The sequence below is a fragment of the Pseudodesulfovibrio sediminis genome, assembly GCF_020886695.1.
Taxonomy (GTDB): domain Bacteria; phylum Desulfobacterota; class Desulfovibrionia; order Desulfovibrionales; family Desulfovibrionaceae; genus Pseudodesulfovibrio; species Pseudodesulfovibrio sediminis.
This window is the reverse complement of sequence record NZ_AP024485.1, coordinates 3256047-3278320: the sequence shown is the minus strand read 5'-3', so window position 1 is coordinate 3278320 and position 22274 is coordinate 3256047. Positions and strand designations below refer to the sequence as shown.

At 57.7% G+C, this 22274-nt stretch carries 18 protein-coding genes and 2 riboswitches; of the genes, 14 read left to right on the top strand and 4 right to left on the bottom strand.

All coding sequences use genetic code 11. From position 1 onward, the window contains the following. Positions 1 to 7: 7 nt before the first annotated feature. The 12 genes from SRBAKS_RS15475 (at position 8) to SRBAKS_RS15420 (ending at position 15667) form a co-directional block, all read left to right on the top strand. Positions 8 to 406 carry a GlcG/HbpS family heme-binding protein gene (locus tag SRBAKS_RS15475; protein WP_229591794.1) on the top strand — a complete coding sequence of 133 codons (399 nt, stop codon included), beginning with the start codon at positions 8 to 10 and terminating at the stop codon, positions 404 to 406. Between the two features lie 44 nt (positions 407 to 450). Next, positions 451 to 2841 (top strand): glycyl radical protein, encoded by a 2391-nt coding sequence (locus tag SRBAKS_RS15470; protein WP_229591793.1) that lies wholly within the window; start codon positions 451 to 453, stop codon positions 2839 to 2841. A 75-nt stretch (positions 2842 to 2916) separates the two neighbouring features. Then, positions 2917 to 3879 carry a glycyl-radical enzyme activating protein gene (locus SRBAKS_RS15465; protein ID WP_229591792.1) on the top strand — a complete coding sequence of 321 codons (963 nt, stop codon included), beginning with the start codon at positions 2917 to 2919 and terminating at the stop codon, positions 3877 to 3879. Between the two features lie 180 nt (positions 3880 to 4059). Beyond that, positions 4060 to 4236: riboswitch (cobalamin riboswitch) on the top strand. Between the two features lie 130 nt (positions 4237 to 4366). Further along, complete coding sequence (gene metE, locus SRBAKS_RS15460; RefSeq protein WP_229591791.1) at positions 4367 to 6637, top strand: 5-methyltetrahydropteroyltriglutamate--homocysteine S-methyltransferase; 2271 nt, start codon at positions 4367 to 4369, stop codon at positions 6635 to 6637. 74 nt (positions 6638 to 6711) lie between these two features. After that, positions 6712 to 7587, top strand: a complete 876-nt coding sequence (locus SRBAKS_RS15455; protein WP_229591790.1) for a methylenetetrahydrofolate reductase — start codon at positions 6712 to 6714, stop codon at positions 7585 to 7587. 88 nt (positions 7588 to 7675) lie between these two features. After that, positions 7676 to 7851: riboswitch (cobalamin riboswitch) on the top strand. A 178-nt stretch (positions 7852 to 8029) separates the two neighbouring features. Further along, positions 8030 to 10093: a ribonucleoside triphosphate reductase gene (locus SRBAKS_RS15450; protein ID WP_229591789.1), complete on the top strand. Its 2064-nt coding sequence runs from the start codon at positions 8030 to 8032 to the stop codon at positions 10091 to 10093. Positions 10094 to 10110: 17 nt separating this feature from the next. Beyond that, entirely contained in the window at positions 10111 to 10347 is a 237-nt protein-coding gene (locus SRBAKS_RS15445) for a hypothetical protein (RefSeq protein ID WP_229591788.1), read from the top strand. 228 nt (positions 10348 to 10575) lie between these two features. Continuing rightward, a complete protein-coding gene (locus tag SRBAKS_RS15440; protein WP_229591787.1) occupies positions 10576 to 12177 on the top strand; it encodes an ABC transporter substrate-binding protein in 1602 nt (533 codons plus the stop codon). A 55-nt stretch (positions 12178 to 12232) separates the two neighbouring features. Then, positions 12233 to 13225 (top strand): ABC transporter permease, encoded by a 993-nt coding sequence (locus SRBAKS_RS15435; RefSeq protein WP_229591786.1) that lies wholly within the window; start codon positions 12233 to 12235, stop codon positions 13223 to 13225. Continuing rightward, the gene (locus SRBAKS_RS15430) at positions 13222 to 14100 is read left to right on the top strand and encodes an ABC transporter permease (RefSeq protein ID WP_229591785.1); all 879 of its coding nucleotides are present in this window, start codon (positions 13222 to 13224) and stop codon (positions 14098 to 14100) included. The genes SRBAKS_RS15435 and SRBAKS_RS15430 overlap by 4 nt, the downstream gene beginning before the upstream one ends. 3 nt (positions 14101 to 14103) lie before the next feature. Further along, positions 14104 to 15030, top strand: coding sequence for an ABC transporter ATP-binding protein (locus SRBAKS_RS15425; protein WP_229591784.1), 927 nt, complete (start codon positions 14104 to 14106; stop codon positions 15028 to 15030). Further along, complete coding sequence (locus SRBAKS_RS15420) at positions 15023 to 15667, top strand: ABC transporter ATP-binding protein (RefSeq protein ID WP_229591783.1); 645 nt, start codon at positions 15023 to 15025, stop codon at positions 15665 to 15667. The genes SRBAKS_RS15425 and SRBAKS_RS15420 overlap by 8 nt, the downstream gene beginning before the upstream one ends. Positions 15668 to 15734: 67 nt before the next feature. Here the strand turns inward: SRBAKS_RS15420 and SRBAKS_RS15415 are convergent, their stop codons facing one another. The 4 genes from SRBAKS_RS15415 to SRBAKS_RS15400 form a co-directional block, all read right to left on the bottom strand. After that, positions 15735 to 16538: a formate dehydrogenase accessory sulfurtransferase FdhD gene (locus SRBAKS_RS15415; RefSeq protein ID WP_229591782.1), complete on the bottom strand. Its 804-nt coding sequence runs from the start codon at positions 16536 to 16538 to the stop codon at positions 15735 to 15737. An 18-nt stretch (positions 16539 to 16556) separates the two neighbouring features. Next, a complete protein-coding gene (locus SRBAKS_RS15410) occupies positions 16557 to 17471 on the bottom strand; it encodes a formate dehydrogenase accessory protein FdhE (protein ID WP_229591781.1) in 915 nt (304 codons plus the stop codon). A gap of 124 nt (positions 17472 to 17595) precedes the next feature. Beyond that, positions 17596 to 17991: a winged helix-turn-helix domain-containing protein gene (locus SRBAKS_RS15405; RefSeq protein ID WP_229591780.1), complete on the bottom strand. Its 396-nt coding sequence runs from the start codon at positions 17989 to 17991 to the stop codon at positions 17596 to 17598. Between the two features lie 3 nt (positions 17992 to 17994). Continuing rightward, positions 17995 to 19659 (bottom strand): FmdE family protein, encoded by a 1665-nt coding sequence (locus SRBAKS_RS15400; protein WP_229591779.1) that lies wholly within the window; start codon positions 19657 to 19659, stop codon positions 17995 to 17997. Positions 19660 to 20037: 378 nt separating this feature from the next. Between SRBAKS_RS15400 and SRBAKS_RS15395 the strand changes: the two genes are divergently transcribed. After that, positions 20038 to 21315 (top strand): double-cubane-cluster-containing anaerobic reductase, encoded by a 1278-nt coding sequence (locus SRBAKS_RS15395; protein WP_229591778.1) that lies wholly within the window; start codon positions 20038 to 20040, stop codon positions 21313 to 21315. Beyond that, a complete protein-coding gene (locus SRBAKS_RS15390) occupies positions 21312 to 22076 on the top strand; it encodes an acyl-CoA dehydratase activase (RefSeq protein ID WP_229591777.1) in 765 nt (254 codons plus the stop codon). The genes SRBAKS_RS15395 and SRBAKS_RS15390 overlap by 4 nt, the downstream gene beginning before the upstream one ends. Positions 22077 to 22274: the final 198 nt, after the last annotated feature.

Here is a 22274-nt window from a genome sequence, read left to right as displayed (position 1 = left end):
GAACACCATGCCCATCACTCTTAAAGACGCAAAACGCATGATTGAAGCCGCCAAGGTCAAAGCCGATGAACTCGGCGTCCCCATGGTCATCGCCGTGGTTGACGGCGGCGGTAACCTCATGGCTCAGGAGCGCCAGGATGACGCGCTCATCGTCAGCATCGAGCTGTCCCGCGACAAGGCGTATTCCGCTGTGGCCGTCAAGGCCGACACCGCGACCATCGGCGATCTCGCCCAGCCGGGAGCACCGCTCTTCGGTTTAGGGCGGGCAAACGGTGGCCGGATCATCACCTTTGGCGGCGGCCTGCCCATCGCCGAAGACGGCACGATCATCGGCGGCATCGGGGTCAGCGGCGGCAGCGTGGAAGAAGACGTCGCCTGCGCCACCGCAGGACTCAACGCCCTGTAATACAAGATCAACGATCAAACACAACAACCATTTCGGAGGAACTCATGACCAACAATCCCGTAATACTGCCCGGCCTACACGACGCCACCGAGCGTACCGAAAAGATTCTGGACCGTTTCGTGAACACCGCCCCCGGCATCTGCCCGGAACGCGCCGAATTGATCACTAAATCCTACAAAGAGACCGAGGCGCTGCCCATGGTCATTCGCCGTGCCAAGGCTCTGGAAAAGATCTTGAACGGCATGTCCATCTTCATCGCTGACGGCGAACTCGTTGTCGGCAACCAGGCCAGCAATCCCCGCAGCGCCCCCATCTTCCCGGAATTTTCCTGCCAGTGGGTGGAAGAAGAGCTGGACCGTCTGGAGCTGCGCACGGCCGACAAATTCATGATCACCGAAGACACCAAAGACAAACTGCGTTCGGCCTTCACCTACTGGGACGGCAAGACCACCAACGAATACGCCGCCGCGCTCATGCCTCCCGAGGCTCTGGAAGCACACAACGACGTCGTCTACACCGTGGGCAACTACTTCTATAATGGTGTCGGTCACATCTCCGTCGATTACGCCGAAGTCATCGGCAAGGGCCTGAACTCCGTCATCGCACGCGCCGAAGCAGAGCTGGCCAAGCTCGACTACGCAGATGCCACCCAATTGAAGAAACGCCACTTCCTGGACGCCACCATCATCGCCAACAAGGCTGTCATAGCCTTTGCCGCACGCTTTGCCGACAGGGCCGAATCCATGGCCGCCGACTGCACCGACGCACTGCGCAAGGACGAGCTGCTGGAGATCGCCCGTATCTGCCGCAAGGTTCCGGCCCAACCCGCCGAATCCTTCCATGAGGCAGTGCAGGCGTTCTGGTTCACCCATCTGGTCATCCAGCTTGAGTCCAACGGCCACTCCATCTCTCCCATGCGCTTCGACCAATACATGGCCCCCTATTACGAGATGAGCAAGGCAACCATGCTGCCCGAGAAATCTCAGGAACTGCTGGACCTGCTGTGGATCAAATTCGCCGAGCTGAACAAGGTCCGCGACGAGAACTCCACCATGGCCTTTGCCGGATACCCCATGTTCATGAACCTCATCGTGGGCGGCCAGAATCGCGACGGTTCCGATGCCACCAACGACCTCTCCTTCATGTGCCTGCAGGCAACCGCCAACACCAAACTCTACGCCCCGTCCCTGTCCATCCGCATCCACGACGGCACCCCTGATTCCCTGTACCGCAAGGCTGCCGAGATCAGCCGTCAGGGCATGGGCTACCCCGCTTACTACAACGACCGCGCCATCATCCCGGCCCTCGTTGACCGAGGCCTGACCACCGAAGACGCTCGCGACTACGGCATCATCGGCTGCGTCGAGCCTCAGGTGGGCGGCAAGACCGAAGGCTGGCACGACGCGGCCTTCTTCAACATGGGCAAAATCATCGAGCTGACCCTGAACAATGGTGTGGACACCCGCACCGGCAAACAGATCGGTCCCAGGTCCGGCGGCCTCGACACCTTCAAGAACTTCGATGAGATGCTCGCAGCCTACACCGAGCAGACCGCGCACTTCGTCAAGCTGATGGCCTCTGCCGACAACGCCGTGGACATGGCCCACGCCGAACGCTGCCCACTGCCGTTCCTGTCCTCGCTGGTCGATGACTGCATCGCCAAAGGCAAATCCGTGCAGGAAGGTGGCGCCCATTACAACTTTACCGGCCCTCAGGGCGTCGGTGTTGCCAACGCCGGAGACTCCCTGGCTGCGGTCAAGAAGCTCGTCTTTGATGACAAGGCGCTCACCATTGAGGAACTGAAGAACGCCCTCGCCACCGACTTCGAAGAGAATGAATCCCTGCGCCAGATGCTGATCAACCGCGCGCCCAAATACGGCAATGACGACGCCTTTGCCGATGACATCGCCCGTGAAGCCGCACTGATTTACTGCCGTGAAGTCAACAAGTACACCAACCCGCGCGGCGGCAAGTTCCAGCCCGGCCTGTACCCGGCATCCGCCAACGTCCCCCTGGGGTCCATCGTGTCCGCCACACCTGACGGACGCAAGGCCTGGAGTCCCCTGGCTGACGGCGTGTCCCCCATCTCCGGTTTCGACGACAGCGGCCCCACCGCCGCAGTGAACTCGGTTGCCAAGCTGGACCACCATATCGCGTCCAACGGCACCCTGCTCAACCAGAAGTTCCACCCCACCGCCATTGCCGGCGATCAGGGACTGGAAAATCTCAAGTCCGTTACCGAGACCTACTTCAAGAACGGCGGCACCCATGTACAGTACAATGTCATCAGCCGCGAAACCCTTGAAGACGCGCAGAACAATCCTGACGAGTACAAAGGACTGGTAGTCCGCGTAGCCGGTTACAGCGCCTTCTTCACCGCGCTGGACAAGACCCTGCAGGACGACATCATCGCCCGTACAGAACAGACCTTCTAACACACATACCCTTGCCTAAACCCCATAATCAGCCGGAGGAGGGTCCCTTCTCCCTCCTCCGGCCAAGGTCATATAATGAATTGGAAACAGCGACAGCATTCATTCAATCTCTCTGACAGGGACCGCGACGAAACCGTCGGCCTTGTCTTCGACATACAACGGTTCGCCGTCCACGACGGTGGCGGCATCCGCACCCTGGTCTTTCTCAAGGGCTGCCCCCTGAGCTGCAAATGGTGCCAGAATCCGGAATCCATGAACCCGAAGCCGGAACTCATGCGCATCCCGCATTCCTGCATTGCGTGCGTGAAATGCATGGCCAACTGCCCGGAAAACGTCATCAAATTCGGTGATACAGGTGAGGTGGTTCTGGACAGGAACAACTGCACCATGTGCGGCGAATGCGTGAACATCTGCTACGCCGGTTCCATGACCATCGTCGGTCGGTATCTGACCGTGGACGAAGTGATGACCGAAGTGGACCGGGACCAGAAGTTCTATTCCGTTTCGGGTGGCGGCGTGACATTCTCCGGTGGAGAGCCGACCATGCAGGGCGAGTTCCTGCTGGAATGTCTGAAAGCGTCCAAGGAACGTGGGCTGCACACGGCCATCGAGACCTGTGGTCAGGCACCATGGAAGACCTATGAGTCGCTGCTGGATCATCTCGATCTCGTACTCTGCGATATCAAGCACATGGATTCCGACCGCCACAAAGAGCTGACCGGTCTCCCCAACGAAACCATTCTGAACAACATCTCCCGGTTGAGCCAGGCAGGCATCCCTCTCAAGGTGCGCCTGCCCCTGATTCCCGGCTCTAATGACGACGCGGCCAACCTTGAGGCAACCGCCCGGTTCGTGGCGACTCTGCCAACGGCCCACGGCTTGGACATCCTCCCCTACCACCGCCTTGGCGAGCCGAAATGGCACCAACTCGGCAAGGAGTACACCATGTCAGGAGTCTCCCCGCACGACCGTGAAGCAGTACTGGAGTGTGCCGAAATAGTGGAACAGTTTGTCGACCAGATTTCCATCGGCGGCTAGATAGAGGCAGACAGTAGACATCAACAAGATCTTGAAAACGAATCAAGACATCTGACATAAATGAAGAAACCGACCTGCTGATTTAATCAACAGGTCTGTTTCTTCATTGCGAAGCGCACTACATTCACCACAAGTCTCCATCTTCAAAAAACGATTGCAAAACCCCGCTTGCCATTTTTTTCAAATCATTATATCAATACATCCAGATATAGGAATTTGGCAAGAAACGGAAAGCGGTGAAAAACCGCTGCGGACGCGCCGCTGTAACCGGTGAAACCCGTTGATGACCACCGTAATCGGGAAGGGATTCAACACCATGGGGCCGGAAGCCAGAAGACGTCTTGCCAAAGAGCACACTGCCTCGCGACCATGGTGACAGTGCAGATAAATGGTATGCATACAGGGCCGTTACCCCGGCATATCGCTGCTTGTGCCTGCGTTGAGAGGAAAGCGCTCTTCGTCTTTCACCCATAACTATGGAGTAGACATGAACGCGCACGTATTGGGTTTTCCCAGAATGGGGGCCAACCGTGAATTGAAGTGGGCACTTGAACAGTTCTGGCGCGGTGAAATCACCGAGACAGAGCTCGTGACAACAGCCGCAGCCCTGAAGAAACAACAGTGGGAAATACAGGCCAAGGCAGGAATGGACCTGCTGCCGGTTGGCGATTTCTCACTCTACGATCACATTCTCGACACGCTTGTCATGCTTGGCGCAGTGCCTGATCGGTTTGAACGGACCGACGCCCAGGTGCCCCTGGAGACATACTTTCATCTGGCCCGAGGCGATGCCGAGAAAGGCATCCCGGCCATGGAGATGACCAAGTGGTTTGATTCCAATTACCACTTTATCGTCCCGGAACTGACCCCGGACACGCCTTTCAAAAAAAACACCTCCGCCCTGCTGGACGATGCGCTGGCAGTCAAAGCACTCGGTTATTCCCCCAAGCCAGTCATCGTCGGACCGGTCACCTTCCTCATGCTCGCCAAGGAATTCGGCGGATGCAACAGGTGGGACCATCTTGAGCGCATGACTGAAATCTATGGCGAAATCATCGCTGAAATCGCTCCGCACAGCGCCTGGATTCAGATCGACGAACCGATCTTGTGCACAGACCTGCCCGAAGAAGCGAAGCAGGCATTTCAGTACGCCTACCCCAAGCTCAAAGCCGCTGCCAACAGCGCGCGGTTGCTCCTGACCACGTACTTCGGCGATCTGGGCGACAACCTTGAACTTGCCACGTCCCTGCCGGTGGACGGTCTCCATGTAGACCTGGTGCGCGGACAGGCCCAGCTCAGTGAAGTCGTCGGTGCCCTGCCGTCAAACTTCACCCTGTCCCTCGGACTGGTGGACGGAAGGAATGTCTGGAAGACCGACCTGGCCGCGGCCTTCACGCAACTGAATATCACCCGCCAGCAGGTCAAGAGAAACCGGATCATGGTCGCCTCCAGTTGTTCACTCCTCCACGCTCCGGTGGACCTCGCTTCCGAAACGCAGCTCGCCCCCGAGTTGAAGCAGTGGATGGCCTTTGCCGTGCAGAAATGCGATGAAATCGCCGCCCTGAAACAGGCCGCCCTCACCGGAAAGGCGCCTGCACTGTTCCACGAAAATACTGACGCACTGCTCGCCCGAGCCACTCACGCCGATGTCGTGGACCAGACAACCCGAAGCAGAGTCAAAAGCATCACGCCGAAAATGTACGACCGGACTTCTCCGTTTGAAGAACGCGCCCGACAGCAGCGGAAACGGCTCAACCTGCCGCTTTTTCCCACCACGACCATCGGCTCGTTTCCTCAGACCGCAGAGATTCGGCAGGCCCGACTCCAGTTCAAGAAAGGCCAGATATCCGAAGCGGAATACATCGAAAAGATGCAGGGTCACATCGCCGACGTGGTTGATCGCCAGGAAGCGCTGGGGTTGGATGTCCTTGTCCATGGAGAACCCGAACGCAACGACATGGTCGAATACTTCGGCCAGCAGCTCAACGGCTTCTGCTTCACCTCGAACGGCTGGGTACAAAGCTACGGCAGCCGCTGCGTCAAGCCGCCCATTATTTATGGCGATGTCTCACGACCGGAAAAGATGACCGTGGACTGGGCGCTGTATGCCCAGAGCCTGACAGACAAACCCATGAAAGGCATGCTGACCGGACCGGTCACCATCCTGTGCTGGAGTTTTGTCCGCAACGATATCCCGCGAGACGCAGTCTGCCGTCAGATCGCCCTGGCCATCCGCGACGAGGTCGTTGATCTTGAAGAGGCCGGAATTTCCATCATTCAGATCGACGAGGCGGCGCTGCGTGAAGGCATGCCCATCCGCAAGGACCAGCAGGAGGCATACCTGCGCTGGGCCGTTGACTGCTTTCGCCTGACAGCGGGAGGCGTCAAGGATATCACGCAGATTCACTCCCATATGTGCTACAGCGAGTTCAACGTCATCATGCAGTCCATCGCCGAAATGGACGCGGACGTCATCAGCATCGAAGCGAGCCGCAGCGGCATGGAGCTGCTCGACGCCTTCAACACCTACCAATATCCTGCGGAGATAGGCCCGGGAGTCTATGACATCCACAGCCCAAGGGTGCCCGGCAAAGACGAGATTGTCTCGCTCCTGCACAAGGCGGTCAAGGTCATCCCGGCCCAGCGCCTCTGGGTCAATCCCGATTGCGGACTGAAGACCCGTGCCTGGCCCGAGACCATGGCCTCATTGGAGAATATGGTCCAAGCGGCGGCCACACTGCGCAAGGGACACGCATAACCACTCGACACGTTCAGAGTAAACCAAACGGGCGGGCAGCCTGGCTGCCTGCCCTGGCCACATGAGGATACACCATGAAAATCTCCGATCTCATCCCCCGCTCCGACCGCTTCCTGTCCCTTGAATTTTTCCCGCCCAAGGGGCAGGAGGGCTGGCCGCAATTTTTCGACCAGGTCAATCAGTTGGCCGGTCTCGACCCGTTGTTTGTTTCCATCACCTATGGTGCCGGAGGCAAACTTCAGGACAACACCCTTGAAATCGCTTCGGCGGTCAATGAACGCTTCGGACTCACGACCATGTCGCACCTGACCTGCGTGGGAGCCGAGAGAGACAGCATTGCCCGCTATCTCGATCATCTGCTGGATGCCGGGATCAACAACGTCCTTGCCTTGCGCGGCGACCTGCCCACCGATTATCCGGGAGACGCCTGGAAGGACTTTGCCTATGCCTCGGATCTGGTGGAGTTCGTCAGGGAGGGCTGGCCCGAAATCTGCGCAGGGACAGCGTGCTACCCTGACGCACACCCGGAGTCCGGCTCCATCGAGGACGACCTCAAGTGGACCTGTCACAAATTCGAAGCCGGTTCAGACTTTGCCATCACCCAGTTGTTCTTTGACGTCCGCCGATATCAGGACATCGTGACCCGCCTGCGCAACAGGGGTATCACCAAGCCCATCGTGCCGGGCGTTCTTCCGGTCCTCAGCCTGCAATCGCTCAACCGCATCCTCGCTCTTTGCGGGGCCAATATCCCACTGAAGCTCTACCTTGAGCTGCAAAAAGCCCATGAGCAAGGAGGCGACATGGCCGTAAGAGAAAAAGGGGTGGAGATCGCCCGACGGCAGATTCGGGAACTGCTTGCCATGGGCGCGCCGGGCATTCACCTCTATACGCTCAACAATGCCGACCTGTGCCTGGACATTCTCACCGATCTCCCGGAGTTGGACGGGTAGCCCATGCCAGCTCTGGGTATTGGAAGAATCTGATGCCTTTTTCAGACAACGTGCTTGCACTCTCGCCGTGCATAAGATAATCGAATTTGTATCACGATGTCCTTCAGGTGGCCGCAAGGCCATAACAGGGAATCCGGTGCAAATCCGGAGTGGTCCCGCCGCTGTAATCCTCTGCAACGGTCCGATCCATCAGCCACTGTCGCAAGGCGGGAAGGCGGAGCGGACGAGGAAAGCCAGAAGACCTACCTGAAGAGTTTCTGCCGAATGCGGTCCGCGGAGCCCGCACACGGACATGAACACGTTCACCATCCAATTGTTGTCAGCGAGCCTCAGGTTCTGCCTCTGGTTTTGCCTATGACAGCCGCGCAAGCAGCTTTCTCCCGACGCCGAACCGATGTCTGGAGATATCCGTATTCATCTGCCTGCACTACGAGATTCGATTATGCCTATTCAAATTCAAAAACGCGACGGATGCATTGAGACCTGGTCAACCAAGAGGATCGGCAACGCCATCTTCAAAGCCCTCAAGGGCAGCGGCATCAAAGACCCGCTCCTTGCCGACAGGCTGGCCGGAAAAGTGGAAAAAAAGCTCCTCGACATAGACGTTCCCGAACAGGAACAGGTACAGGACACCGTGCAGCAGGTGCTCATGGAAGCGCGTCTGTACAAGGTTGCCGAGCGATACATCATCTATCGTGAAAAACGACGTGAGCTGCGCTCCCAGAACGACGCGTTTCTGGATATCGCCGGTGTCACCGAAAGCTATCTGGACAACGTAGACTGGCGGGTCAACGAAAACTCGAACATGGTCCACTCCTTTCAGGGGTTGATTCTCCACATGGCCGGTTCTGTCCAGGCACGCTACATGCTGGAAAAGTACCCCGAAGAAGTGCGCATGGCCCACACCCACGGATATTTCCATATCCATGACCTTTCATTCGGCCTGGCCGGATACTGCTCCGGCTGGAGCCTGCGCGACCTGCTTCTGGAAGGGTTCAACCTGCGCGACCGCTGCTCGTCCACTCCGGCCAAGCACTTTGATGCGGCCTGCGGTCAGATCGTCAATTTCCTCGGCACCCTGCAAAATGAGTGGGCCGGGGCACAGGCGTTCAACAACATCGACACCTACCTGGCTCCTTTCATCCGCAATGACGGGCTGGACTATGCCACCGTGAAGCAGCAGATCCAGAAGATGCTCCACAACCTGAACGCCACCTCCCGCTGGGGAGGCCAGAGCCCGTTCACCAACTTCACCTTCGACTTTGTCCCGCCGTCGCACATCGCGGACGAAGCCGTCATTCTCGGCGGCGAGTTGCAGGATTACACCTACGGCGATTTCGCTGAGGAAATGGCCATGATCAACCGGGCCTTCCTCGAAGTCATGCTTGAAGGCGACGCCAACGGACGCATTTTCTCCTTCCCCATCCCCACGTACAACGTGACAAAGGACTTCCCCTGGGATTCCAGGGAAGGCAAGATGCTCCTGCAGATGACCGCCAAATACGGCGCACCCTACTTCCAGAACTTCATCAACTCGGACCTCAACCCGGAAGATGTGCGTTCCATGTGCTGCCGTCTGCAGATGGACCTGCGGGAAATCCGCAAGAAGACCGGCGGCCTGTTCGGTGCGGGCGACCTGACCGGCTCCATCGGCGTGGTGACCCTGAACCTGCCCAAGCTGGCCTATCTGGCTCACAATGAAGACGACTTCATCGATCTGGTCTCCGAGTACGCACAGCTTGCCAGCGAATCCCTGGAATTCAAGCGCAAGGTCGTTGAGAAGAATCTGGAAGCGGGCATGTTCCCGTTCTCCCGCCGCTACCTCAAAAACGGTTTGAAAGGCCACTTTTCGACCATCGGCCTCATCGGTGGACACGAGGCATGCGTGAACCTGCTCGGCAAGGGCGTGGACTCGGCGTCCGGCTCCCGCCTCATGCAGCGTGTGCTCAATCACCTCCGCCGTCTGGTCGTCCGTTTTCAGGAAGAGACCGGCAACCTGTACAACCTTGAGGCCACTCCGGGCGAAGGCACCTGCTACCGTCTGGCAAAGATCGACAAGGAGCTTTATTCGGATATCTACACGTCCGGCGACGAGACCCCGTATTACACCAATTCCACCCTGCTGCCCGTGGGCGCAAGCTCAGATGTCTTCTTTGCCCTTGAGCATCAGGACAAACTGCAGACCCTCTATAACGGCGGCACGGTCTTCCATACGTTCCTGGGCGAAGCGGCCCCGAATGAAGAGAGCGTGAAGAACTACCTGCTCAAGGCCATGAGCAAGACCAAGATACCCTATATCTCGGTCACTCCGACCTTCTCCATATGCGAGGATCACGGCTACCTGTACGGCGAGCACTTCGACTGCCCGACCTGCAACAAGGAAACCGAGGTCTACACCCGCGTGGTCGGGTACTACCGCCCCGTGGGCCGCTGGAACAAGGGCAAGCAGGAAGAATACAAGGATCGCATCGAATACACTGAGCAGACATTCTGCCAGACCGCCTAGTTCAGGAGCACTGACGCATGATCCTTGATGCCAACCAGATCGCTTCCATCAGGCAGCACAACGATGAAGAACTGCGCAGAGGCAGCCGTGCGACACACGGTTACCCCGCACAGACCGTGCAGAATCTGCTGCACACCATCGAGACCCTGAAAAAGGAAAAGCGGAAATGGAAGAAGCTGGCCCAGGCCAGAGGCAAGGCTCTTGATGACATCTGCGGAATCGCGACCGGAGCAAAGCATACCCACGGGGGATAAGCAGTCCCCACACTGACTTCCTCATAGGATACCAGCCCTGCACTGACGTACATCAGTGCAGGGCTTTTTTTTAGGCAAAATGAGCAGAACTCGATCATAAGCGCCTCCAGATATCCCGCAACTACACCAGTTTACGTATTCAATATTGATACCTATTTATTGACACGATTTTACAATGGGTGTTACCAAAAACAGTCTTTTATCAAATTCGTATTCAAAGGAGTCGGTATGCATTATGTTAAATCCTCCCCGAACAGTCGGCATATGAATCTCGTATTCATGATTCTGCTCGGACTTCTCATGCTTTGTCCATCCATCGCGATGGCCAAGGACACGTTGACTCTGGCCATCAAGGGCGAACCCGCCGAGGGCTATGACCCCACCCTGGGGTGGGGCCGATACGGCAGTCCTCTTTTTCAAAGCACTTTGCTCAAGCGTAATGAGAACATGAAAATAGTCACAGACCTGGCGACAAGCTATTCGCTGTCCAAGGATGGGCTGCTGTGGACTGTCACCATACGTGAGGACGCCAAATTTTCCGATGGAACGCCCCTGACCGCCAAAGATGTCGAGTACACCTTCAACACGGCAGCCCAGGCCGGGGGCAAGGTCGACCTCATGAGCCTGAACAAGGCCGAGGCAAAAGACGCGACCACCATCCTCTTCACCCTCAAGAAAACCGACTCCACTTTCGTCAACCGCTTCATCAGCCTGGGTATTGTCCCCAAGGCTTCCCATGGCCCGGGATACGCGCGCATGCCCATCGGATCCGGCCCCTACCGGATGGTCGAGTGGAACGAAGGGCAGCAGATGATCGCCGAAGCCAACCCCTATTACTACGGCGACGCGCCCTATTTCAAACGGCTGGTATTCCTGTTCACGGACGAGGACACGTCCTTTGCCGCGGCCAAGGCCGGACAGGTTGATATCGTCGTCGTTCCGCAGGCTCTGGCTGTCCAAACCATCCCCGGCATGACGATGCACGCCGTGCACAGTGTGGACAACCGCGGCCTCATGTTCCCGACAGTACCCGCCACAGGCAAAACCACCGACAAAGGCGCTCCCATCGGCAACGACGTGACCGCCGACAAGGCGATCAGACAAGCCATCAACAAGGTTATCGACAGAAAGGCACTGGTCGCAGGCATATTGGAAGGATACGGAAGCCCGGCCTACAGCGTGTGCGACGGCCTGCCCTGGTTCAACCCTGCCAACACCTTTGCCGACAACGATGCCGACGCCGCCAGAAAGATTCTGGCCGACGCAGGCTGGAAGGACAGTGACGGTGACGGCATTGTCGAAAAGAACGGCCTGAAAGCCGAGTTCACCATCATCTACCCGGCAGAACGCAGCATCCGCCAGTACCTGGCTCTGGCCTCCGCTGACATGATCAAGAAGATCGGCATCAACGCCAAGGTTGAAGGCAAGCGCAGCTGGGATGAAATCAAACAGCTCATGCATTCCAACGTCATCGTCTTTGGCTGGGGCAGCCACGACCCCATCGAGATCTACCATCTCTACAGCAGCCACCATGCCGGTGACGGGTACAACAACCCCGGCTTATACACCAATCCCAAGGTGGACGAATACCTCGACAAGGCCCTGGCCGCCCCCAACTACGAGGCCTCTCTTGAATACTGGATGAAATCACAGTGGGATGGCGAAACAGGGACCAGCGCTCTCGGCGATGCGCCCTGGGCGTGGCTGGTCAACCTCGATCACACCTACTTCATAAGCGACCATCTCAATGTGGGCACGTCCCAGGTTGAGCCCCATGGACACGGCTGGCCCATCACGGCCAACATCGAGAAGTGGACCTGGATCGACTAACCTTCGCATGTAACGGCGGCGTGGCTCCGGTCACGCCGCCCTTCAGGATTACTTCATGAACACGACAACATCTTTCTGGCTCAGAAAAGCAGGCAAACTGGTCCTGATTCTGACTATGGTATCCGTCCTTGCCTTCACCCTTGTCTCGCTCTCGCCCATTGACCCTGTCACGGCGTATATCGGCATGGACAGGATGCAGATAAGCACGGAACAGGAACAGAAAATCATCGAGCGGTGGGGGCTGGACAAACCGGCCCCGGAACGCTTCATCAAATGGGCGAAGCACGCCCTTTCAGGCGATCTGGGCCAATCCATGATCTTTAACGAGCCTGTCACCAAGGTCATAGGCAAACGCTTCACCACGTCACTGTGGCTCATGGCGTCCGCATGGACCATCTCAGGCATACTCGGCTTTATTTTCGGCGTGCTGGCGGGCACGAACCGCAACTCACTCCTTGACAGGAGCATCCGGTTCTACGCCTACACATTGGCCTCGACGCCCTCTTTCTGGCTTGGACTGGTGCTTCTCTCGATCTTCTCCGTGACGCTGGGCATCACCCCCATCTGCGGGGCCACGCCCACCGGCATTTCCCCGGCAGACGCCACCCTCTGGCAAAAACTGCATCACCTGATTCTCCCGGCCGCCACCCTTTCGGTCATCGGCGTGGCACAGATAGCCCTGCATACCCGCGAAAAAATGATCGACGCCATGAACAGCGATTACGCGCTCTTTGCCTTTGCCCAGGGCGAAACCCGCAGAGGCGTGGCCTGGCGGCATGCCCTGCGCAATGTGGCCCTGCCTGCCGTCACCCTGCAATTTGCCTCCCTTGGCGAGCTGTTCGGCGGTTCCGTACTGGCGGAGCAGGTCTTCTCCTATCCCGGACTGGGCAAGGCCACGGTTGAAGCCGGAATTCGCGGGGATGTCCCCCTCCTCCTCGGCATCGCCATCTTCAGCGCCCTGTTCGTCTTTTGCGGCAACCTCATCGCGGATGTCCTGTATGGCGTGTTTGACCCCAGAATCCGTATCGGTTCGGAGGAAGCCCGATGAACAGTCACGACACGACTCTTTCCATGAATATGCCCCTGTTTCTCGGCAGGCTGCGTCTCTGGGATGGACGGGGGCGGGCACTCTGGGCCCTCGGCTTCTGCACCGCCTATTTCACGGCACTGATTTTCGCCGCGCTCTGGATGGATGACTCCGGCCTTGGCACCGACTTCCTGCACCGCAAGCTGGCGCCATGTCTGGAGTACCCCTTCGGGACAGACTGGCTGGGCCGCGACATGCTGGTGCGGACCATAAAGGGGTTGTGCAGAAGCCTCTCCATCGGTCTGCTCGCGGCAACCATCAGCTCCATCATTTCCGTGTCCCTCGGTATCGCGGCAGCCACACTGGGGCCCAAAACCGATGCCGTGGTCTCGACCTTTGTCGATCTGATCATGGGCACGCCGCATCTGGTCCTGCTCATCCTTGTCTCATTCGCCTGCGGCGGAGGCGCGACCGGCGTTATCATCGCGGTGGCCGTATCCCATTGGCCCCGCCTCGCCCGCATCATCCGCGCCGAAGTCCTGCAACTGAGAAGCGCGGAATTCATTCATGTCTCCCGCAAAATGGGGTGTTCCGCATGGTGGATCGCCAGAAAACACATGCTCCCGCACATCATGCCCCAGTTCATCATCGGGCTGATCCTGCTCTTTCCCCACGCCATCCTCCATGCCGCCGGGCTAACCTTCCTCGGCTTCGGACTCTCGCCGCATAATCCGTCCATCGGCATCCTGCTGGCAGAATCCATGCGTCACCTGTCCACGGGCTACTGGTGGCTGGCCATTCTCCCCGGCCTGTCCCTTGTCGTCACGGTGAAACTGTTCGACATCCTCGGCAACAACCTGCGCATTATTACCGACCCTAGAACCAGTCAGGAGTAACCCATGCTGACCGTCAACAACCTGTCCATAGAGTTCAACCGGTATGCCAAGGGATGGCAGAAGAAAACGGTCCACCCGGTCCGCGACCTGTCCCTGAACATCCCCGGCGGCAGCATCGTCGCCGTTGTCGGCTCCAGCGGTTCCGGCAAGAGCCTCCTGGCACACGCCATCCTCGGGCTGCTCCCGCACAATGCGAAAGCAACCGGTGACATCCTGTTCAAGGACACACAGCTTGATCCCCGGCGCATCCGTCAACTGCGGGGCCGTGAGATAGCCCTCATCCCGCAATCAGTGACCTCGCTCAACCCGCTGGCCCGGGTCGGTAATCAGGTGTTCCGTGCAGCCAGATTAAGCGGGAAATGCTGCACCACCGCCGCCCGCAGCACGGACTCGGCCTTTTCCCGGTACAAACTCCACGACACCGTCAAATCGTTCTTCCCCTTTCAGGTCTCCGGGGGCATGGCCCGGCGGGTGCTGACCGCCACGGCCACAGCCGGTGACGCCAGCCTGTTCATCGCCGATGAACCCACGTCCGGGCTTGACCCGCTGGTGGCAAAGAAATCCCTGGCCCATCTCAGGGAGCTGGCGGACGCCGGGAAGTCCGTCATGCTCATCACCCATGACCTCGATGCCGCGGTGGACATCGCGGACTACGTGGCCGTCATCTATGCTGGCACCACGGTCGAATTCGCTCCGGCTGCCAGCTTCAGGGAAGGCTCCGGCCCAATGCACCCGTATTCCCAGGCATTGTGGAATGCGCTCCCGCAGCAGTCATTCAGCTTCCTGAAAGGGAATCAGCCCAAGGACGATGAACCCATTGAGGGATGCGTTTTCCATTCCCGCTGTCCGCTCGGAGATGCAACCTGCCGGGCCTCGAAACAGCCACTCAGGACCATCAACGCCAACCAGGTGAGGTGCTGCCATGCTTAAGGCAGAGAATGTTTCCTTTGGATATGACAACGGACCGCTGATACTGGACGGTATCAACTTCACCATCAATCCGGGAGAGGTGGTCGGCCTGCCCGGCCCGAGCGGTCAGGGCAAATCCACGCTGGCAAAACTGCTCGCCGGATACCTGTACCCGCAAAATGGAAAGGTGACCTATAACCATCGCGCCCTGCCTACCAATGTATTCAACCCGGTGCAGCTCCTGTTTCAGCACCCGGAGCTGGCCATCAACCCCCGATGGAAACTGCGGCAGGTCATTGCCGAAGGACACACGCCGGACGCGGACACACTGGACACGCTCAACATCGACCAGCGCTGGCTCTCCAGATATCCCCACGAACTCTCCGGCGGGGAATTGCAGCGGCTCGCCCTTGCCAGAGCCATGACGCCCGACACCTGCTATCTCATCGCCGACGAAATGACCGCCATGCTCGATCCGAACACGCAGGCCCTGATATGGGATACCGTACTCGGCTGGGCGCGCAGCCGGAACGTGGGCATACTCGCCATAAGCCATGACCGGCACCTGCTGCACAGAATAGCAGACAGGATCGACACTCTGTTTGCGCCTGACACTGTTCCCGAAAACAGCAAGCAACCGATGCGGACAGCCGCATGACGGACCATCATCCCCATTTCATGAAACAGGGATGATGCCGGACTACGAGGTTTGATCCGGCGCAGCGTTACCCTGCGGGCCTGCCTGCACGAATGCGCCAGCCATTGGAATAAACGTTGAAGGAAGCCTCGCGCAGGCTCCCCACCAGGGTCAGGTTGTTCTCTTCGGCGTAGGTTACCCCGGAACTTGTCGCGGCGGAAAACCCGCACAGGATGGGAATATTCGCGGAGATCGCCTTGACCGTCAACTCCAGGGCCAGCCGGGAGGAGAGCATGGCGATGGCAACCCGATCCAGCGAGCTTTCCAGCAGCGCCCTGCCGATGGCCTTGTCAAACGCGTTATGCCGCCCGACATCCTCACCAAAGGCGAGCATCTCGCCGTCCAGTGAAAACAGGGCCGCGGCATGTGTGGAGCGCGTGTTCTTGTACAGGTTCTGTCTCCGCTCAAAGGTTTCCTTGAAGGCAAACAGCCGCTCCGCAGGCACGTGCACAGGTCTGGGGGAAGGGTATATTCGCCGGATGCCGCTCTGCGTCCGAAGTGTGACCTCTGCGCGGGCGGTAGTGTGATAACTGAAGGAACAATCGACCATATCCCCGCTTTCGCAGATCGCCGACCGCGTGAACAGATGCCCCACGATCAGGGACAGGTCGTCTCCCGGCGTTCGTGTCAGGATCGAAAACTCCCGACCGTTGACCCGAACCCGCAGATCGGATTCCACCGCGATCATGCCCTTTTTCAAGAAGAACGCCCCCTTGTCGTACCGCTGCACCGTTACTGGGCAGGCCAACTGAACCGCTCGGACAGCCTCAGGGGTATCCGGGACGTACGTCTTTGCGACCGGCTTGACGACCTGTAATCGGGAAGAAATCATAACACGACCTCAATGGGTTTACTCAAAGTTGTTCCACAGGGTTGAGACCATGGGCGTCAACTTCTTATCGTGCGCATGGATATCAAGATGAATGAGGCCGATCTGCACAGCATCCAGATGTGTCTGCGGATCACACTCCCTGAGATCGATATTCAGACAGTACTTGCCACACTTATGGCATGCCTCCACCCGTTCAGACCTGGTCTCCTCGTCGTAGAGTATTTCGCGCGTCTCACTGTCGTCATTTCCGCAGGCGGCACAGACGTTGCGCTTGAAACGCCAGTCATGCCCACACTGGGAGCAGTGAAGGAATTTCTTGCCGCCGCCACCCACCAGACTGTCAAGATCCGTGACCTCTTTGGGCGACAGCAGGGAGATGGTCGGAGAGGAACCGCACACGGGACAGTGTCCATGCTCCCAGGTAAGCGAGGAAAGGGGCTTGCCCAGGGTTTCGACTATAGCACTCAGAACGGGAACGGAAACAATCTCTGAAATATACAATAGCGTTGTCGGCAATACTGTATCTGGTCTTACGGAGGTGTTCTCAAAGTGCTTCCAGTCGCCTTCTATTCGAGCCTGGACAAGCCCCAAAACCGAATCCGGATTTTCGAAATGATCAAGCAGGCAATCCGAAACGTCAGTCTCCAGATCAAGTACTTCACTCAGTACCGGAAAAAGCGTCTTGGCCGATAGAATGAAATCCTCGACCCATGGAGAAAGATCACGCCCCACAAGAACGGGAGTCCCGGCAGCGAATCGCGCCGATTCAATCTCGGGAACTCGCACGCCCTGCTTAAGCAACGCGTCACGCATCCGGGCGATGGAGAAAAAGACAGGCCCGAACCGCTTGGTGAGTTCACCATAAGCGGGGGTCCGGTTACAAATGGATTCAAGAGTCGCCTCAACCGCTTTGCGGACAGATGCTGTAGTCATTCAATACTCCAGGCCTTCTTGATCTGAGCCGTACTGCTCAACACCCGGCTGTAGTTACTTTTCAAACCGGATGTCAGAGCAGCGCTATTGGTCAATAAATGCATTAACAGACACGAGCGACGTTTCATTCATACTTTTCAAGATAAAAAGGCAGCAATTCCCGGCTCTTTGACAAGGCAAAGAGTTCCACCTCCTGATACCATTCATCATAGCTCTTCGCGATGCCGCTTCCAAAGGGAGTAAGGTGGTATCCGGCGCGCCGACATTTGGCTCTTTCGATGAGTTTTTTGCCCATCAGCTCTTCGGTGGTTTTAATCTTTCCCCACGCGCCCCGGTATGACATCCCAAGCGACTCGGCAGCCGCCTTCAGGGAGCCGCACCTCTCCACCTGCATCAGCAACTGCAACCGCCCCAGTCCAAAGAGCACACCTTCCTCGGTTTCGAACCAGAGATGCATCCGCATGATCGGTGACACCTGTTTTGTCGAAACACCATTTGCCTCACCGTTTTCCTTGTACATGGATTACCTCCCGAGGGGACATTTGGGGAACGTGCAGGAGGTACACTCCATACACATCCCGCCGTTCCCCATCTTTGCAAGATCGGAACGAGTGATGGGCAGATCCGCCAACAGCCTCGGCAACATGAGGTCAAGGCTGGTAATTTTATGGAACAATGCACACGCCGGAACTCCGAGGACCCGGGTGTTGTTGATGCGGCCAACCAGAGTCATGGCTCCGGGCAGCACAGGCATGCCGTGCAGGGCATCGGTCAACCCGGCTTTGATCAACCCATGACGCGTCACGTCGTCGGGATCAACCGAGAGTCCGGCCGTGGTGATGATCAGGTCGCATCCGAGCTTTTCCAGCATGCGAACAGCGGCGGCAATCCTTCCGGCATCATCAGGCCTGACGAGCGTTTCAGCGATGGTACTGCCGAAATGGGCGACCTTTGCTTCGATGACCTCGGCAAAGCGGTCTTCGATCAGTCCCTTGAACACCTCATTGCCCGTGATGAGCAGGCCGACCTTGGCCTTGCGCAACGGGGCCACAGTAAAGATCGGATTGTGCTCCAGGAGGGAAAGGGCGCGATCAAAGGTCGGCCTGTCGAGGAAAAGCGGGATGGCCCTGGTTGCGGCAACGCGCCTGTCCTTTCTGATCAGGCTGTAGCTGTGGCGGCAGGTCGCCATGACATTGGGTAGGGAGTTGAACGCTTCCAATACCGGCTCGTTGACCACGATGATGCCGCTCTCTTTGGAAATCATGTTCACACGGCCTTCACGCGGCGCTCCCTCGACAACAACCCCTGGGCCGCACATGGCCGAGGCAAAGGCCGCGGCAGCGTCATCCTCATGGATATATCCTTCAGGAGCGGGCTGGTCGACATAGACATTGAAGCGGCCCATCTGCTGGAGTCGGCAGACATCGCCTGCCGTGACCACATGCCCTCTGGAAAACTCGACCCCTTTTGACTTACCGGGAACAATGCGGGTCATGTCGTGGAGAATGGGCTTACCTACAGTCTCTGCAATCGGAGTGGACCGGATGGCAGTCTCGATGGGAACGGCGATCTCGGCCATCGCTCTATCCATATACGGCGAATCACCGCTGCACCCCCGACAGATTGAACCATGAAAGGCTGGATAGGCGTCACCGCAGATAGGACACAGCACGATGGTGCCCTTGCTCCGTTTACTGACCACTTCGGGTTTGACCATGACCGCTTTCACGGTGAGCATTTCCAGACCGTGGTCGCGAATCTCCTGGCGAAGGGCGGCGGAATCCTGCTCTTTTTTAGGCCTGGACTTCATCAGCCAGCACAGCGTGTGCGGATACGGCCCCAGCTTGGCAGGGTCGAGCCGAACCCTGACCCCTTCACCGGAAAATTTATCGAACAGGGAAACGGCATAGACGCCGGTATTCCTGACGCGCAGCCATCCGTTGCCAATGGTGCAGGGGGTCAACAGCTGAACGGCATCAGGCAGACACCAGCTGGTTTCACAGACCGCGTCATACAGCACGCCTTCGGGGATGTGTCGCTTCGCCTCTTCCACCATATAGCCACCAAGCAACAACCCCGGCGCAGGATAGTTGTGAAACCAGGTGGCCAAATCCACGAAACCGTCAAAGGAAAAAACGTCTTCTTGAGCGGGAGCAACCGAGGGACAATCGCGTGTCTGTAAATGCATAGTCAATCCACCAAATGTTATTATGTCTTTTTGGGCATAACAACCCCTAAGAAGAGACACCCGGTTACACAACACAATACAGACTTACTCAAGGTTTGACACCATGCGTTCTAAATACACATTCTTTTCAGTCTATTACAGCATTCACCGAGGCTACTATTTAACGTCATAAAGAGAGCGAAGAATTGCGAATCGCATAATTTCCAAACAATCCTGCGGAGATGGAATAAAAATACATATTTGTGTATTTTCCAGTGCCGAATCGTGGACAAGAGAACGCTTGTTTACCGGATGCGCACTTATTCATAGACATTCACCACAGCTACAAATAGAAGGCTTCAATAGTCGCGTATTCACCTCAGCTCATCGGAGAGACAGATGTCAGACTCGGCACACCGCGAAATGTGGGAAAAACTGGATATGGATCTGGAAGCGCACGATGCGCTTTTGGCTGTGCTGGGCACCTTTTATGGTGACATATATCTCTCGCAGGAGAACAGGCTCAAGGGGGCCGAGTATCTTGATTTCGTACTCTCCGAGGTCCACGGACTCCGTATCAAGGAGTTGGAGCAGGCCAAGGCGGAAGGGCGCAAGGTCATCGGCTCATTCTGTGTCTTCGTGCCCGAAGAAATAGCCCTGGCCGCCGATGCCGTGCATGTGGGACTGTGCGCCGGCGCCGAAGCCGGGACAGAACTGGCCGAACAGCTGGTCCCCCGCAACACCTGCGCGCTCATCAAATCCTTCATCGGTTTCAAGATGGCGAAGATCTGTCCTTTCACTGAATCCAGCGACATGATCGTGGGAGAGACCACCTGCGATGGCAAGAAAAAGGCGTATGAGGCATTCAACGAGATCGCGCCCACCTATGTGATGGAAGTGCCGCAGACCAAGACGGCCGCGGCCAAAGCGCTCTGGAAGACCGAAGTGCTCCGCTATCTGGCAGAAGTGGAACAGCTCACAGGCGTGACCATCACCCCCGAACGACTGAAGCGCGGCATACAGGTTGCCAATGACAAACGCCGGGCGCTTCAGCGCCTGACCGCCCTGCGTGCGGCTAACCCCGCGCCCATTTCAGGTCGGGATGCCCTGCTCGTCAACCAAATCAGTTTTTATGATGAGCCGATCCGGTTCACCACCAAGATCAACGAACTCTGCGACGAACTGGAAAGCCGCATTCAGGCGAAGGAAGGCGTGACCCCGGGCACGACACCCCGTCTGCTGCTGTCCGGCTGTCCCATGGCTGTGCCCAACTGGAAGCTGCCGTACATCGTCGAAGGCTCCGGCGCGGTCATCGTGGGCGAAGAGTCCTGCATCGGCACCCGCAACTCCCGGGATCTCGTGGATGAATCCGGCGACACCCTGGACGCCATGATCGACGCGCTCGTGGATCGCTACATGAAGATCGACTGTGCCTGCTTCACGCCGAACACCGAACGGCTGGACAATGTCACGTCCCTTGCCAAGGAGCTGAACGCAGACGGCGTCATCCACTACAGCCTGCTCTTCTGTCAGCCCTATGCCCACGAGACCCTCAAGGTGGACAAGGCGTTGCAGAGCGAAGGCATCCCCATGCTCTCCATCGAGACCGACTATTCCATGGAAGATGTCGAGCAGCTCAAAACACGAGTCGAAGCCTTTGTGGAGACCCTTGCGTGATCATAGGCCTTGATATCGGGTCCCGGTCCATCGAACTGGTCGGGATCGTTGACAGGGAAGTGGTGCACACCAAGCAGGTGCCCACCACTTTCGATCCATTATTTCAATGTTCAGAATTGTTGGATGGGTTGCGTCCCGCCTCCTTGGTCGGGACCGGTTATGGGCGCAACCTCATCCAGCAACTGGACCTCGGCTGTCCATGCTCCACCATCACGGAAATCAAGGCACACGCCTTTGGAGCGGCGCACCTGTTCCCGGAGGCCAGAACCGTGCTCGACATCGGTGGCCAGGACACCAAAGCCATCGCTCTCGCCAAGGGCAAGGTCATGAAATTCGAAATGAACGATCGCTGCGCCGCGGGCACAGGCAAGTTTCTGGAATACACGGCAAGCGTCTTTCAAATTCCCATCGAAGAATTCGGTCACTACGCCCTCAAAGGCGAAAACCCACCGGAAATCAGCTCCATCTGCACGGTCTTTGCGGAAACAGAAGCCACCTCCCTCATGGCCCGGGGAGAGAGACCGGAAAACATTGCACTGGGACTGCATAAAACCATCATCAAGCGGACCGTGAGCATGCTCAATCGGGTAGGCCTCACCTTCCCCCTCGTCTTCACCGGCGGCGTCGCCAACAATCCCTGTGTGCGCGAGCTGCTGGCATCCGCCCTCAAAATCACGAAGCCAACCGATCTGCTCATCCCCGCAACTCCCGACATGGCCGGCGCGCTGGGTGCCGCACTGATCGGCTGCGGCCAGCAGTAATCAAGACGCATTCTGCAATCGCCCCGCACCTCAGTTCATGATCGGCTGGCTGCCGCATGGCTTTGATACGCCCCTCACCCCACCCCGGTGAAGCACGACACAGTGCAGACTGTAACAAAATACTTTTTTTTTGCGCTCATTCAGGTATGCTCACTGGTACTAATCGCCGGTGCTCACAACGTGCAACAAGGACACTTT